At 68.9% G+C, this 12,379-nt stretch carries 16 protein-coding genes; 12 read left to right on the top strand and 4 right to left on the bottom strand.

All coding sequences use genetic code 11. The features are described 5' to 3' along the window. Positions 1 to 21 precede the first annotated feature (21 nt). The 10 genes from H7V21_RS01700 (at position 22) to H7V21_RS01655 (ending at position 7,368) form a co-directional block, all read left to right on the top strand. Positions 22 to 363: a LapA family protein gene (locus H7V21_RS01700; protein ID WP_188054919.1), complete on the top strand. Its 342-nt coding sequence runs from the start codon at positions 22 to 24 to the stop codon at positions 361 to 363. Beyond that, positions 360 to 1,034, top strand: coding sequence for an orotidine-5'-phosphate decarboxylase (pyrF, locus tag H7V21_RS01695; protein WP_188054918.1), 675 nt, complete (start codon positions 360 to 362; stop codon positions 1,032 to 1,034). Before H7V21_RS01700 ends, pyrF begins: the two co-directional genes overlap by 4 nt. 54 nt (positions 1,035 to 1,088) lie before the next feature. Then, entirely contained in the window at positions 1,089 to 1,508 is a 420-nt protein-coding gene (locus H7V21_RS01690) for a hypothetical protein (protein ID WP_188054917.1), read from the top strand. A gap of 42 nt (positions 1,509 to 1,550) precedes the next feature. Beyond that, entirely contained in the window at positions 1,551 to 2,189 is a 639-nt protein-coding gene (locus H7V21_RS01685) for a phosphoribosylanthranilate isomerase (RefSeq protein WP_188054916.1), read from the top strand. 49 nt (positions 2,190 to 2,238) lie between these two features. After that, entirely contained in the window at positions 2,239 to 3,468 is a 1,230-nt protein-coding gene (trpB, locus tag H7V21_RS01680; RefSeq protein WP_188054915.1) for a tryptophan synthase subunit beta, read from the top strand. Beyond that, entirely contained in the window at positions 3,465 to 3,758 is a 294-nt protein-coding gene (locus tag H7V21_RS01675) for a hypothetical protein (RefSeq protein WP_188054914.1), read from the top strand. The genes trpB and H7V21_RS01675 overlap by 4 nt, the downstream gene beginning before the upstream one ends. After that, complete coding sequence (gene trpA / locus H7V21_RS01670; protein ID WP_188054913.1) at positions 3,751 to 4,560, top strand: tryptophan synthase subunit alpha; 810 nt, start codon at positions 3,751 to 3,753, stop codon at positions 4,558 to 4,560. The genes H7V21_RS01675 and trpA overlap by 8 nt, the downstream gene beginning before the upstream one ends. Further along, the gene (gene accD / locus H7V21_RS01665; protein WP_188054912.1) at positions 4,557 to 5,426 is read left to right on the top strand and encodes an acetyl-CoA carboxylase, carboxyltransferase subunit beta; all 870 of its coding nucleotides are present in this window, start codon (positions 4,557 to 4,559) and stop codon (positions 5,424 to 5,426) included. The genes trpA and accD overlap by 4 nt, the downstream gene beginning before the upstream one ends. A 103-nt stretch (positions 5,427 to 5,529) precedes the next feature. Beyond that, the gene (locus H7V21_RS01660; RefSeq protein ID WP_188054911.1) at positions 5,530 to 6,855 is read left to right on the top strand and encodes a bifunctional folylpolyglutamate synthase/dihydrofolate synthase; all 1,326 of its coding nucleotides are present in this window, start codon (positions 5,530 to 5,532) and stop codon (positions 6,853 to 6,855) included. Positions 6,856 to 6,936: 81 nt separating this feature from the next. Beyond that, on the top strand, positions 6,937 to 7,368 hold the full coding sequence (locus H7V21_RS01655) for a DUF6628 family protein (RefSeq protein WP_188054910.1): 432 nt from the start codon (positions 6,937 to 6,939) through the stop codon (positions 7,366 to 7,368). Here the strand turns inward: H7V21_RS01655 and H7V21_RS01650 are convergent. Together H7V21_RS01650 and H7V21_RS01645 are read right to left on the bottom strand one after the other, a co-directional pair. After that, a complete protein-coding gene (locus tag H7V21_RS01650; RefSeq protein WP_262503958.1) occupies positions 7,365 to 9,080 on the bottom strand; it encodes an AmpG family muropeptide MFS transporter in 1,716 nt (571 codons plus the stop codon). The two genes, H7V21_RS01655 and H7V21_RS01650, sit on opposite strands and share 4 nt — an antisense overlap. Positions 9,081 to 9,165: 85 nt before the next feature. Further along, positions 9,166 to 9,597, bottom strand: coding sequence for a response regulator (locus tag H7V21_RS01645; RefSeq protein WP_188054909.1), 432 nt, complete (start codon positions 9,595 to 9,597; stop codon positions 9,166 to 9,168). A 132-nt stretch (positions 9,598 to 9,729) separates the two neighbouring features. On the opposite strand from H7V21_RS01645, the gene H7V21_RS01640 reads away from it, so the two are divergent. Both H7V21_RS01640 and rsmD read left to right on the top strand, forming a co-directional pair. Further along, positions 9,730 to 10,842, top strand: a complete 1,113-nt coding sequence (locus tag H7V21_RS01640) for a pseudouridine synthase (RefSeq protein ID WP_188054908.1) — start codon at positions 9,730 to 9,732, stop codon at positions 10,840 to 10,842. After that, positions 10,842 to 11,378: a 16S rRNA (guanine(966)-N(2))-methyltransferase RsmD gene (gene rsmD, locus H7V21_RS01635; RefSeq protein ID WP_188054907.1), complete on the top strand. Its 537-nt coding sequence runs from the start codon at positions 10,842 to 10,844 to the stop codon at positions 11,376 to 11,378. The genes H7V21_RS01640 and rsmD overlap by 1 nt, the downstream gene beginning before the upstream one ends. A gap of 83 nt (positions 11,379 to 11,461) precedes the next feature. Here rsmD and H7V21_RS01630 read toward each other — a convergent pair whose 3' ends face one another. Further along, positions 11,462 to 11,956 carry a hypothetical protein gene (locus tag H7V21_RS01630; RefSeq protein WP_188054906.1) on the bottom strand — a complete coding sequence of 165 codons (495 nt, stop codon included), beginning with the start codon at positions 11,954 to 11,956 and terminating at the stop codon, positions 11,462 to 11,464. Positions 11,957 to 12,046: 90 nt separating this feature from the next. Continuing rightward, complete coding sequence (locus tag H7V21_RS01625; protein WP_188054905.1) at positions 12,047 to 12,241, bottom strand: hypothetical protein; 195 nt, start codon at positions 12,239 to 12,241, stop codon at positions 12,047 to 12,049. Positions 12,242 to 12,379 lie beyond the last annotated feature (138 nt).

Genomic DNA, 12,379 nt, shown 5'->3' with positions numbered 1-12,379 from the left:
ACTGGGGGAGGAAGCGTCCGCATGCGGTTTCTGAAGGTCCTGTTCTGGCTGTTGCTGGGCGGCCTCGTCGCGGCGTTCGTGATCTACAACGGCGACGAACGTGTCGCGATTCACCTGTGGGGCGGCCTCATCGCCGACTTCAGCCTGCCGATGCTGCTGATCGTGGTGTTCCTTGCCGGTTTCCTGCCGATGCTGCTCGCCTATCACGGCTATCGGTGGCGCATGCGCCAGCGCCTCGCCGGCCTGGAGCGCGCGCTTGCCGATCTGCGCGCGGTCGCCCCGAGCCCGGCACCCGTGACTGCCGCCGAACCGGAGCCCGCGCCCGCCGAGACCCTTCCCGCACCGGAGACCGACCGCGCATGACCTCGCCGCTTTATGTCGCGCTCGATACGCCCGATCTCGCCAAGGCGCGGGCGATCGCAGAGCGCGTGAAGGCGCATGTCGGCGGGATCAAGCTCGGCCTCGAATTCTTCATGGCGAACGGCCGCCACGGCGTGCACGAGATGCACGAGATCGGACTGCCGATCTTCCTCGACCTCAAGTTTCACGACATTCCCAATACGGTGGCCAAGGCGATCGAGGCGCTGCGTCCGCTCGAGCCGGCGATCCTGACGGTCCACGCCGCCGGGGGCCGCGCGATGCTCGAGGATGCGAAGGCCGCCGCGCCGACCGGTACCAAGGTGGTCGCCGTTACGATGCTCACCAGCCTCGACGGCAGCGATCTCGAGTCGATCGGCCTCGCGCCCGATCCGCACGAACAGGTCGTCCGGCTTACCGAACTCGCGCGCTCGGCCGGAGTCGACGGCATCGTCTGCTCGGGCGAGGAAGTGAAGGCCGCGCATGCCGCATGGAAGGACGGCTTCTTCGTCGTCCCCGGCGTACGCCCCGCCTCCGGCACGCACGCCGACCAGAAGCGAGTCGTGACGCCGCGCCAGGCGCTCGATCGCGGCGCCTCGATCCTCGTCGTTGGCCGCCCGATCACCCAGGCCGAAGATCCCGACCAGGCTGCCCGCGCGATCGAGGCGACGCTGTAGCCGGTTCGCGATTCGGTAACCGGCTCCGTGCTATGCGCAGCCGGGGAGGATGCGATGCTCCAGTTCAGCGTGAAATGGGCGTCGGTCGCCGCAGTCTATGTCGGTCTGCTCGCCGGCATGGTTCCGATGCTGCGCCAGACCGACCTTTCCCCTTCCACTCTCTATGCGGCCGGAGTCGGCATGTTCATCGGCGGCGCCGCCGCGCTTCCCTTTGCCGCGGTGAACTGCGTCGCGGCGCTCGGCGCGCACTCGCTCACGCGCGGGGAGAGCTTTCCGGTGCAGTTCGGCACCTTCGCGGCCTTGTCGCTGCCGCTCGGCTATGCCGCGCTCCGGCTGCTCGACCGAGTATTCGCGCCGATGGGCGGCTTCTCCGCGGGTCATAGGGAGCTGCTGCTCTACGGCGCCTTCTGGCTCGGTTCGATGCTGATGGCGGCGGTGCTGATGCTCATCACACCGGCTTCCCGCACCGCATAGACTGGCTCGCGCCGTTCGCCGCGGGGCCCTATAGCGCGCGGCATGCGAGTCTCCGCCAAGATCTGCGGCCTTTCCACCCCCGATGCGGTCGACGCCGCGCTGGCAGGGGGCGCGACCCACATCGGCTTCGTCTTCTTTCCGCCCAGCCCACGCAACCTCGCGTTCGACCGCGCCGCGTCGCTCACCGCAGCAATGCCCGGAGAGACCGGACGAGTCGGCGTGTTCGTCGATCCCGACGACGCACTGCTCGATTCGGCGATCGACGCCGCACGGCTGACTGCGCTCCAGCTGCACAAGACCGCCCCCGAGCGGGCGGCGACGATCCGTGCGCGCGCGCGCCTGCCGGTCTGGGCGGCCGTTGCAGTCAAGACGCGCGCGGATCTCGATTCCGCCGCCCGCTTCCGCGGTGCGGCCGATCGCATCCTCTACGACGCCAAGACGCCGGAGGGCGCGGCGCTGCCCGGCGGAATGGGCCTGCGCTTCGATTGGCGGCTGCTCCAGGGCTTCGCGCATCCGCTGCCCTGGGCGCTGTCGGGCGGCCTCGACGCGGAGAATGTCGGTGAGGCGATCCGCACGACCGGCGCCACGCTCGTCGACGTCTCCTCGGGCGTGGAGACCGCGCCGGGAGCCAAGGACCCCGCCAGGATCGCAGCGTTCCTCCGCGCGGTTGCCGCGAGCTGACGGCGCCGCGGCTCGACACGCTCGCAGGCGATGCTAAACGCATCCCGCTATGAACGCCCCCAACAGCTTCCGCACCCAGCCTGACGATCATGGGCATTTCGGCCAGTTCGGCGGCCGCTTCGTCGCCGAGACGCTGATGCCTTTGGTCCTCGACCTCGAGCGCGAGTATCGCGCGGCAAAGCTGGATCCCGCCTTCGCCGCTCAGTTCGACGATCTGCTCGAACATTATGTCGGCCGCCCCAGCCCGCTCTACTATGCCGAGCGGCTGACCGAGGCGCTGCGCAAGGACGCGCCGGAGGGCATGGGTGCCCAGATCTGGTTCAAGCGCGACGAACTCAACCACACCGGCGCGCACAAGATCAACAACTGCATCGGCCAGATCCTGCTCGCGATCCGCATGGGCAAGACGCGGATCATCGCGGAAACGGGCGCGGGTCAGCATGGCGTCGCCACCGCCACCGTCGCCGCGCGCTTCGGCCTCCCCTGCGTGATCTACATGGGCGCGCGCGACATGGAGCGGCAGGCGCCCAATGTTTTCCGCATGAAGCTGCTGGGTGCCGAAGTGATCGGCGTCGAGAGCGGCGCGCGCACGCTGAAGGACGCGATGAACGAGGCGCTGCGCGACTGGGTCGCCAACGTCCATGACACCTTCTACATCATCGGCACCGCGGCGGGTCCCCATCCCTATCCCGAACTGGTCCGCGACTTCCAGAGCGTGATCGGCCGCGAGGCGCGCGAGCAGATGCTCAGCCGAACGGGACGCCTGCCCGACCTGCTGGTCGCGGCGATCGGCGGCGGATCGAACGCGATCGGCCTGTTCCATCCCTTTCTCGACGATCCCGACGTCGCGATGCTGGGCGTCGAGGCGGCGGGCGAAGGGCTCGACCGCAAGCACGCCGCGAGCCTCGCGGGCGGCGAACCCGGCATCCTCCACGGCAACCGCACCTATCTGCTCCAGGACGAAGACGGCCAGATCGCCGAGGCGCATTCGATCTCGGCCGGGCTCGACTATCCCGGCATCGGCCCCGAGCATGCGTGGCTGCGCGACATTGGCCGCGTCGAATACACCGCCGTCACCGACACCGAAGCGCTCGACGCATTCCAGCTGCTCTGCCGCACCGAAGGCATCATTCCCGCGCTCGAACCTTCGCACGCGATCGCAGCAGTGACGCGCAAGGCACGGGAAATGAAGAAAGATCAGGTGATCTTGGCTAATCTCTGCGGTCGCGGCGACAAGGACATCTTCACCGTCGCGCAGGCGCTGGGGGTGGCGATATGATCGATCCGACCTGGGTGCTTTTTGCTCTGTTTCTCTTGCTCATCGTCATACTGCCGATCCTGGTCTATGCGTTTACGACATACGAGCCGCCCGAAAGTTTTAGAGCCGCAGTATGGTTGCGCGGATCGCAGGCAATCGCATTTGGCGCACCCACGCTTGCCCAAGATTTGTGGAATCGACAGCCGGTAGATATCGTCTTGCCCACCGGCGTCTTAGTGGCATGTTTGGCCGGGTTTGGCGTTGATTGGTACTTGATTGAGCGCGACCGGAGGCTGGCTGGCGATGCGTAGAATCGCAAGAGCGTTCGCGTATGCAGCATCCGACCGCCGCGCCGCGCTGGTCACCTTTATCACCGCTGGCGATCCCACACCCGCCGCTACCGGCGCGATCCTCGACGCGCTCGTCGAAGGTGGTGCCGATGTGATCGAGCTCGGCATGCCGTTCACCGATCCGATGGCCGACGGCCCGGCGATCCAGCTCGCCAATCTGCGCAGCCTGGGTGCGGGCACGAAGACCGCCGACGTGCTCGCCATCGCCACAGCCTTTCGCAGCCGCCATCCCGACGTGCCGCTGGTCCTCATGGGCTATGCCAACACGATGACGCGTCCCACGCCCGCCGGTTTCGCCGATCGCGCACGCGATGCCGGAGTCGACGGCATGATCGTCGTCGATATCCCGCCCGAGGAGGCCGCGGAACTCGCTCCCTTCGGCGAGCGCGGCATCGACGTTATCCGTCTCGCCACGCCCACTACCGACGCCGCGCGCCTGCCGGCCGTGCTCGAAGGTGCCGGCGGGTTTCTCTATTACGTCTCGGTCGCAGGCGTCACCGGCAAGCAGCAGGCGGCGCAGGATTCGATCGAACAGGCGGTCGCGCGGCTCAAGGCCGCCACCGACCTGCCGGTCGCGGTCGGCTTCGGCATCCGCACGCCCGAACAGGCGGCGCAGATCGCCCGCGTCGCCGACGGCCTCGTCGTCGGTTCGGCGATCGTCGAGCTGATCGGACGCCATGGCGCCGATGCGCCCGCCCATGTCCGCACCTATGTCCAGTCGCTCAGCGCAGCGATCGCCGCTGCCCGAAAGGAAGTCGCATGAGCACCGAAACCACCTGGCTCGGCCGCGTCCGCAACGCGCTGTCGTTCGTCTATCCCAAGGCTCAGTCCGAAGACACGCTCTGGCATAAGTGCAAGGGCTGCGGGCAAATGGTTTTCAATCGCGAGCTGGAGGAGAATCTTCACGTCTGCCCGCATTGCGATTTCCATGAGCGGATTGGGCCAAAGCGGCGGTTCGACATGCTGTTCGACAATGCGCGCTACGATCTCCTCCCCGCCCCCAGGGTGACCGAGGATCCGCTCAAGTTCCGCGATTCCAAACGCTATCAGGATCGCCTGCGCACGGCCCGCGCCGATACGGGCGAGCAGGATGCGTTCGTCAATGCCTCGGGCTCGATCCATGGCCGCCGCGCAGTCGTGGGCGTTCAGGATTTTGCCTTCATGGGCGGCTCGATGGGCCAGGCGGTGGGCGAGGCGTTCATCGCCGGCGCCGAAGCCGCGATCGCCGCGCGAGCGCCCTATGTCGTATTCACTGCCTCGGGCGGTGCGCGCATGCAGGAGGGTATTCTCAGCCTGATGCAGATGCCGCGCACCACCGTCGCGATCGAGATGCTGCACGACGCGGGCCTTCCCTATATCGTCGTGCTCACCGATCCCACTTCGGGCGGCGTCATGGCGGCCTATGCCATGCTGGGCGACATCCAGATCGCCGAGCCGCGCGCCACGCTGGCCTTCACCGGCCGCCGCGTGATCGAGAACACGATCCGCGAAAAGCTGCCCGAGGATTTCCAGACCAGCGAATATTATCGCGATCACGGCCTCGTCGACATGGTCACGCACCGCAAGGAATTGCGCGAAACGCTCGGCCGATTGATCGACCTGCTGGAAACGGAGAAGGCCGCGGCATGACGCTTTTCCCCTCCCGCTTGCGGGAGGGGTCGGGGGAGGGTGTGCTTCCGCGACTGCGCGACCTTCCCTCCTGCGCGGCTCTCTGCAAACCGGAACCGAAGCGATGCCAGACTTCGCCACGTCGTCGGACCCCGCCGTCCAGGCGCAGCTCGATCGCCTGAACGCACTGTCGCCGGGCGCCGACATTCTCGGGCTCGATCGCATTCGCCGCCTGCTCGCGCGCCTTGGCGATCCGCACGAGGCGCTGCCGCCGGTGCTCCATGTCGCGGGCACGAACGGCAAGGGATCGACCTGCGCCTTTCTGCGCGCCGCGATCGAAGCGGCGGGGTTACGCGCGCACGTCTATTCCAGCCCGCATCTCGTCCGCTTCAACGAGCGCATCCGCCTCGCGGGACGGTTGATCGACGACGCCGCGCTCGCGCCGCTGCTCGAGGAAGTGCTCGATCGGGGCGGCGACATCGGCGCGAGCTTCTTCGAAGTCACCACTGCCGCGGCGATGCTCGCCTTCGCGCGCACGCCCGCCGATGCGACGATCCTCGAAGTCGGGCTCGGCGGCCGGCTCGACGCGACCAACGTCGTCCCCCGGCCGCTCGTCACCGGCATCGCCCAGCTCGGCATCGATCACGAGGCATTTCTGGGAAACAGCCCCGAGGGAATCGCGGCGGAGAAGGCAGGCATCGCCCGTCGCGACGTGCCGCTCGTCACGATGCGCTACTCGGAAAGCGTCGCCGCACGCGTGGCGGAGGTGGCCGCGGCGGCGGGTGCGCCGGTCCGCGCAGCGGGCGACGCCTGGGACTGGGCGGTCGACGGCGACCGGCTGCGCTATTCGGATGCCGCCGCCGACGTCGCTACTCCGCTTCCGGGGCTTCCGGGTCCGCACCAGCCCGGCAATCTCGCGCTCGCCATCGCGATGCTCCGGCACCAGGCGCAGCTCGACGTGCCGGACGAAGCCTTCGTCGCGGCTGCGCGCCATGCCCGCTGGCCGGCGCGGATGCAGCGGCTCGCGCCGGGCCCGCTCGCTGCCCTGCTCCCCCCCGGCGCGGAACTGTGGCTCGACGGCGGCCACAACGCCGCCGCCGCTGCCGCGGTATCCGCCGCGGCGCGCGATCTGGCGAAGGAGCGGCCGCTCCACCTGATCCTCGGCATGCTCGCCAACAAGGACGCCGCGGCGCTGATCGCGCCCTTCGCGAGCTTCGCCACCAGCCTCACTGCGGTCCCGGTGCCAGGCCATGCGCATCATGCTCCTGCCCACCTCGCCGGCCTTTCCGCCAGCCTCGGCATTGCTTCGGCTGCGGCTGCGCCCGACATTCGAGCCGCGCTGGCAGCCCTGCCGCGCGCAGCCGCGCCCTCCCGGCCCGTCGTGCTGATCCTCGGCTCACTCTATCTCGCCGGCATGGTGCTGGAAGCGAATGGCGAGCTGCCCGACTGATCGGTCGATCCGTAGTTGTTGCTATTGACTTGCAATAACAGGGTTGCGAGGCTGGCCCCACTCAAGCGGGAGACCAGATTCGTGACCAGCACCACCAGCCTCGCCGCCGCGCTTCCGGCGCTTCAGCCCGACGATCCCGGTGCGCGCCTGCTGCTGTTCGGCGTGCGCCAGATGGGCGCGCATGGGCTCTATGATGCCTGCGCGGCGCAGGCGTTCCTGATGGCGTTCGGCCGGGAATTCCGTCGTCCGCTGATGCTGCTTCGCGCGCTGATGTCGGATATGTCGAGCGCCGCGGAAGGGCCGATTCAGATCGCGCCCTGGTGCTGCCCGCGCATGACCGGCGCCGAAGCGACTCTGCTCGCCGTGCTCGGGCGCGCCGCCGGCCATCCCGAGACCGCGCACATGCTGCTCGCGGACCTGTTAGGCAAGCGCGACGCGGGTGGCGTCCTCGCCACCGCGCACGCGCTCGCCGGTGCGTTCGCCGATCTCGGCCTGCCGCTCGGCGGGGACTAGACTGCGGCCTCCGCCTCGGGGCGGGTCGGCGGCGCCACGTCGCGATAGCGGCTCGCCCGCTCGCGCATCCACTCGAGGATCGAAAGCACCACCGCGATCAGCCCGATCGCCGCGGTGAGATAGAAGACCCATGCGTAGCCATGGACTTCGATCGCTTCGCCCAGCGCGCCGCGCCCCAGCGATCCGACGAGGAAGGTCAGCGACGAAAGCAGCGCATATTGGACTGCGCTGTATCGCTTCGAGGCGATCGACGAGAGATAGGCGACGAACGCCGCCCCGGCGAGGCCGCCGGCGATGTTCTCGCCGGAGATCGCGAGCAGCAGCCGCGACAGCCGCTCGTCCGATCCGAACAGGCCGAACAGCCAGTAGAGCCCGGTCGCGCGGCCGAATGCGTCGAGCCCTCCGCCGCCCAGCGCCAGATCGGCGTAGAGCAGGTTCGATGCCGCTGCGATCGCCGCGCCCAGCACGACCGTCGCCATCCTCCCGATCCAGCTGAACAGAACCGCCGCCAGCGTGATGCCGAGCATCGTCATGCCGACTCCGAAGAACTTGGAGGCGACCGCCACTTCGTCGTTTGTGTACGCAAGCTCGCCGAGGTAGAAGGGATAGGCGAAGGTACCCCACACCGCGTCGGTGAAGCGGTAGCTCAGGATCAGCGCAAGCACCAGGATCGCGGCCCATTTGAGCCGCCCCACCAGCTCGGAGAGCGGCAGGATCAGCGCGCCATAGCCATGGTCGATCGCGCGATCGAGCCGCGATGTCGCGGTGATCGCCGCCGGGTTCACGTGCCGGCCGGTCCGCTGCCAGTGATCGAGGACGGCGGCGATGATCGACGGCACGATCACGGTCGCGACGACGATCAGCGGGCCATAGAGCTGGATGAACTCGGTCGGGTTCGGCCGGTCCTCGGGCGCGGCGCCCAGCGAGCGCACCATGAACACGATCACCGTCACCAGTGCCCAGCCCCAGAGCACGCCGACGATCGCCAGCGCGGTCCGCCGCACCGCGGGCGTGAGCGCGCCTGCCTCGCGCAGCCCGTGCTCGTCCTCGTTCGCGATCGTCACGCGATCGCTGTCGGGTGCGAGGAAGGTGACCCCCAGCACCACCAGCATCGCCACGCCCATGCCGAAATAGACCGCAGGCCAGCCGGTCCGCTCGGCGACGATCAGCGCCAGCGCGCCGCCCGCCAGCGCGGCGATACGATAGCCGAGCTGATAGACGGTCGAAAGGATATCGAGCGTCGCGACATCGTCGGCCTGGTCGACGCGCCAGGCGTCGATCGTGATGTCCTGCGTTGCCGAGGCGAAAGCGCCGAAGCCGGCGAGCAGCGAGAACCAGCCGAGCGACGTCTGCGGATTGAGCATGGAGAGGACGATCAGGATCACGCCAAGCGCCGCCTGCGCCGGAATCAGCCAGCTCCGCCGCCGCCCGAACCGCGACATGCCGGGGAGCGCCGTACGGTCGATCACCGGCGACCACAGGAATTTGAACGCATAGGCGAGCCCGATCAGCGAAAAGACGCCCATTGTCTCGAGATCGACCTGCGCGTCGCTCAGCCAGGCATAGAGGGTGCCCAGCAGCAGCGCATAGGGCAGCCCCGCGGCGAAACCGAACGCCAGCATCACTCCGATCTTGCGATTGGTCAGCGCCGCGCCCAGCAACGCGAATCCCTTCAGCTTCCTGCGCTGTTCGGTCGCCGCCGTATCCGTCATCGCCCGTCCGCTCCCCGCCCCGTTCCTGAGGGGGGCGAGCCTAGCGGCAAATTCGCGCAAGCAAAGCCCGCTCGGGCGGGGCGGCTCAGGCGGCGCGCGGAAACAGGCTGAAGTGCGCGGGCAGCCGGCGCGGCTCCTCGCCCTCCAGAACGGCCTCGATCGCCTCGATCGCCAGCAGCAGGTCGCGCTTCTGATAGGGTTTCGCGAGGCAGCCTGCCGCCAGCTTCTCCGCTTCGCCCGGGCAATTGCCGGTCACGAACAGCACCGGCACTTCGAGGCGCTTCGCTTCCTCGGCGACCCGGATGCCCGTGCCATCGGCAAGATTGATGTCGGCGATCACCAGCTCGATCGATTCGCCGCGCGCGAGCACCGCCAGCGCATCGGCCACCGAATCGACCGTGGCGACGATGTGGAAGCCCTCGTCCTGCAGGAAGTGCTCGGTGTCGAACGCGACCAGCGGCTCGTCCTCCACCACGAGCACGCGCCCGATTCGCCGCTTCTTACGCCCGAACAACATCGCTTCTCTGCCCCTCTGAACGCGGTCCCGGCCGTGCCGTTGCCGGAACGTTCCAACGCATAGTCCGCGCCCGAGTGCCCGTGGCCGCAGTTCTTTTTGCGGCGGACCACAGTTCGGCTATAGGCTCGCCCCGTGTCCCCATCCAAGCCCAACGAACTCCAGCGGATCGCGAAGCTGCTGGCCCGTGCCGGAATCGCGTCGCGCCGTGATGTCGAGCGGATGATCGCCGAAGGGCGCGTCGCGCTGAACGGCGCCGTGCTCGATACTCCGGCGACGCTGCTGCCCTCGCTCGCAGGCGTCACTGTCGACGGCGAACCGGTGAAGGCCGCCGCGCCCGCGCGCCTGTTCCGCTTCCACAAGCCGCAGGGCCTGCTCACCGCCGCGCGCGATCCCAAGGGGCGGCCGACGATCTACGATCGGCTTCCGCGCGATCTGCCGCGGCTGATGCCGGTCGGCCGGCTCGACCTCAATACCGAGGGGCTGTTGCTGATGACCACCGACGGCGAGCTGAAGCGCCAGCTGGAGCTGCCGTCGAGCGGCGTCGAGCGCAGCTATCGCGCCCGCGCCTATGGCGCCGTGACTCAGGACCAGCTCGAGCAACTGATCGAGGGCGTCGAGATCGACGGCGTGCGCTATGGCCAGATCGACGCCAATCTCGAACGCCGCACCGGCGCGAATGTGTGGATCGAGATGACGCTCACCGAGGGCAAGAACCGCGAGGTCCGCCGCGTTCTCGAACATCTCGGGCTCAAGGTCTCGCGCCTGATCCGCACCCGCTACGGGCCCTTCCATCTCGCCGATCTGCCGCTCGGCGCGGTCGACGAGGTGCGCCAGCATGATCTGATCGCGTTCCGCCGCGCGCTCGCGGGCCCGGGTGGCGGCAAGGCGGCTTCGGCGCTCGAGCTGGCGGTGCGCCCCTATCTCCCCCGCGACTCCGCCGCTCCGAAGCCGGCGCCATCCGCCCGCGCACGTGGCGGCGAGCGCCGTCCCTCGAAACCGTCCAGCCCGGCGAGACCTGCGCCTGCCGAGGCGGGCGCCGGAGCCACGCGTTCGGGGCCCCGGCGCACCGAGTCCGATCGGCGCAAGCCTGCCGCGCAGCGCGTGCGAAAATCCGCCGATCCGGCGATCGGGAAGACCGGCGATCCCGCCACGCCTGACCGCGCCGCGCCGCAGAAGCGCAAGACCGGCTGGGCCAAGCCCAAGCCCCGCTCGGGCCCGCCGCGCAAGCCGCGGACGAAGCGCTGATGCGCATCATCTCGGGCCAGTGGCGTGGCCGCCCGCTCGTCGCGCCCAAGGGGCAGGAAACCCGCCCCACCGCCGATCGCACGCGCGAAGCGCTGTTCTCGATGCTGGCGAGCCGGGTCGGCAGCTTCGAAGGGCTCGCGGTCGGCGATTTCTTCGCGGGATCGGGCGCGCTCGGGTTCGAGGCATTGTCGCGCGGTGCCGCTTCGTGCCTCTTCGTCGAGCAGGATCGCGCCGCGCTCGATGCGCTGCGCACCAATGCCGAAAAGCTGGGGATACGGCCCGATATCCGCGCGACGTCGGTGCTGGCGCTCGGCCCCGCGCCCGCGCCGCTCGATTGCATCCTGATGGACCCGCCCTATGGCACGGGAGCCGGCCTCGTCGCGCTCGACAAGCTTGCGCGGCTCGGCTGGACCGGCCCCGCGACCTGGATCAGCATCGAGACGCGCAAGGACGAGGCAGTCGCAGTCGCCGGCTTCGCAGTCGATGCCGAGCGCGTGCACGGCAAGGCGAAGCTCACGCTGCTGCGTCCCGTCTAACCGCCTACGCCGACCCGCTGCTTCTGTTTCGCGGGCCTGGGCGGAATCCGCCGCAGCCGCTCGGCGCGACCGAGCCTGCCCGGTCAGTGCGTCTCCGGGCAGGAAACGATCCGTATGGTGTCGATCGTCTCGCCCTTCCGATCGGTCCAGGCATAGGCATAGGCCCCGCCGATCGCCATCGTATTGCGCATCTGTTCCTGGCTGCACACGTTCGCGCGCGTCCCCGCCTTCAACTGCTCCACCAGTTCCGGCGAGAACTCTGCGGCGCTCACGTCGAGCCGATAGTGATAGGTGAGCGTCGTTCCGGAGGCGACGACTCGCTCCAGCGTCGTGCCCGCGTCGATCTGCCGTGGCAGCTGGCGATTGATCTGCTCCGCGCCCTCGGCGGTGACGCAGGCGATCATCGCATACCGTTCCGCCTCGCTGAAGTCGGACAGCGGCCGGGCGCCGTCTTCGGGCGTGATGCAGCCGCCTACCGCGCGGTCCGCATCGACGTGGACCACCGGCTTGTCCGCATCCTGCGCCCGTGCCCAGCTGCCGCCGAGCACCAGCATCCCTGCCGCAATCAGAAATGGCATTTCGGTTCGTCCTGCCGCATCGCGATTCGTTCGCGGCGGCCGCCGCACGCTACCGGTGACGCGGATCGTGCGGAAGTCTGTGCGAGCCCGCTATTCCGCCTCGCGGCATTCGGTCCTGCGGATCTCGACGACTTCGCCCGCATCGTCGCGTTCGATCACGCGGCCGGGCGTGCATTCCTCCTTCAGGCCGGGCTCGCCCGGTCCCAGACGCCATGCCGCCCACAGCACGGCGACCGCCACGCCGACCAGCAGCCCCAATCGCCAGCGCCGTCTGCGCCTGTCCATCGTCTCGTCTCCCCGTTGCGCCGCCATTCTGGGCGAAGCGCGAGGGCCGCGCAACGCCGCTCGGAAGCGCGCCTGCACGAACACGCGCGCGCCGGACGGCGCCCGCTCTCTTGCCAGGCAAAGCAGCCACGCCGCCCC

The sequence above is a fragment of the Sphingosinithalassobacter sp. CS137 genome (assembly GCF_014334115.1).
Classification (GTDB): Bacteria; Pseudomonadota; Alphaproteobacteria; order Sphingomonadales; family Sphingomonadaceae; genus Sphingomonas.
This window is presented reverse-complemented; position numbering and strand designations above follow the sequence as displayed.

What these genes read in the sequence shown, in the direction of transcription:
- H7V21_RS01700 (WP_188054919.1), top strand. Translation starts at nt 22, where the DNA reads ATGCGGTTTCTGAAGGTCCTGTTCTGGCTGTTGCTGGGCGGCCTCGTC.
- pyrF (WP_188054918.1), top strand. Translation starts at nt 360, where the DNA reads ATGACCTCGCCGCTTTATGTCGCGCTCGATACGCCCGATCTCGCCAAG.
- H7V21_RS01690 (WP_188054917.1), top strand. Translation starts at nt 1,089, where the DNA reads ATGCTCCAGTTCAGCGTGAAATGGGCGTCGGTCGCCGCAGTCTATGTC.
- H7V21_RS01685 (WP_188054916.1), top strand. Translation starts at nt 1,551, where the DNA reads ATGCGAGTCTCCGCCAAGATCTGCGGCCTTTCCACCCCCGATGCGGTC.
- trpB (WP_188054915.1), top strand. Translation starts at nt 2,239, where the DNA reads ATGAACGCCCCCAACAGCTTCCGCACCCAGCCTGACGATCATGGGCAT.
- H7V21_RS01675 (WP_188054914.1), top strand. Translation starts at nt 3,465, where the DNA reads ATGATCGATCCGACCTGGGTGCTTTTTGCTCTGTTTCTCTTGCTCATC.
- trpA (WP_188054913.1), top strand. Translation starts at nt 3,751, where the DNA reads ATGCGTAGAATCGCAAGAGCGTTCGCGTATGCAGCATCCGACCGCCGC.
- accD (WP_188054912.1), top strand. Translation starts at nt 4,557, where the DNA reads ATGAGCACCGAAACCACCTGGCTCGGCCGCGTCCGCAACGCGCTGTCG.
- H7V21_RS01660 (WP_188054911.1), top strand. Translation starts at nt 5,530, where the DNA reads ATGCCAGACTTCGCCACGTCGTCGGACCCCGCCGTCCAGGCGCAGCTC.
- H7V21_RS01650 (WP_262503958.1), bottom strand. Translation starts at nt 9,080, where the DNA reads ATGACGGATACGGCGGCGACCGAACAGCGCAGGAAGCTGAAGGGATTC.
- H7V21_RS01645 (WP_188054909.1), bottom strand. Translation starts at nt 9,597, where the DNA reads ATGTTGTTCGGGCGTAAGAAGCGGCGAATCGGGCGCGTGCTCGTGGTG.
- rsmD (WP_188054907.1), top strand. Translation starts at nt 10,842, where the DNA reads ATGCGCATCATCTCGGGCCAGTGGCGTGGCCGCCCGCTCGTCGCGCCC.
- H7V21_RS01630 (WP_188054906.1), bottom strand. Translation starts at nt 11,956, where the DNA reads ATGCCATTTCTGATTGCGGCAGGGATGCTGGTGCTCGGCGGCAGCTGG.
- H7V21_RS01625 (WP_188054905.1), bottom strand. Translation starts at nt 12,241, where the DNA reads ATGGACAGGCGCAGACGGCGCTGGCGATTGGGGCTGCTGGTCGGCGTG.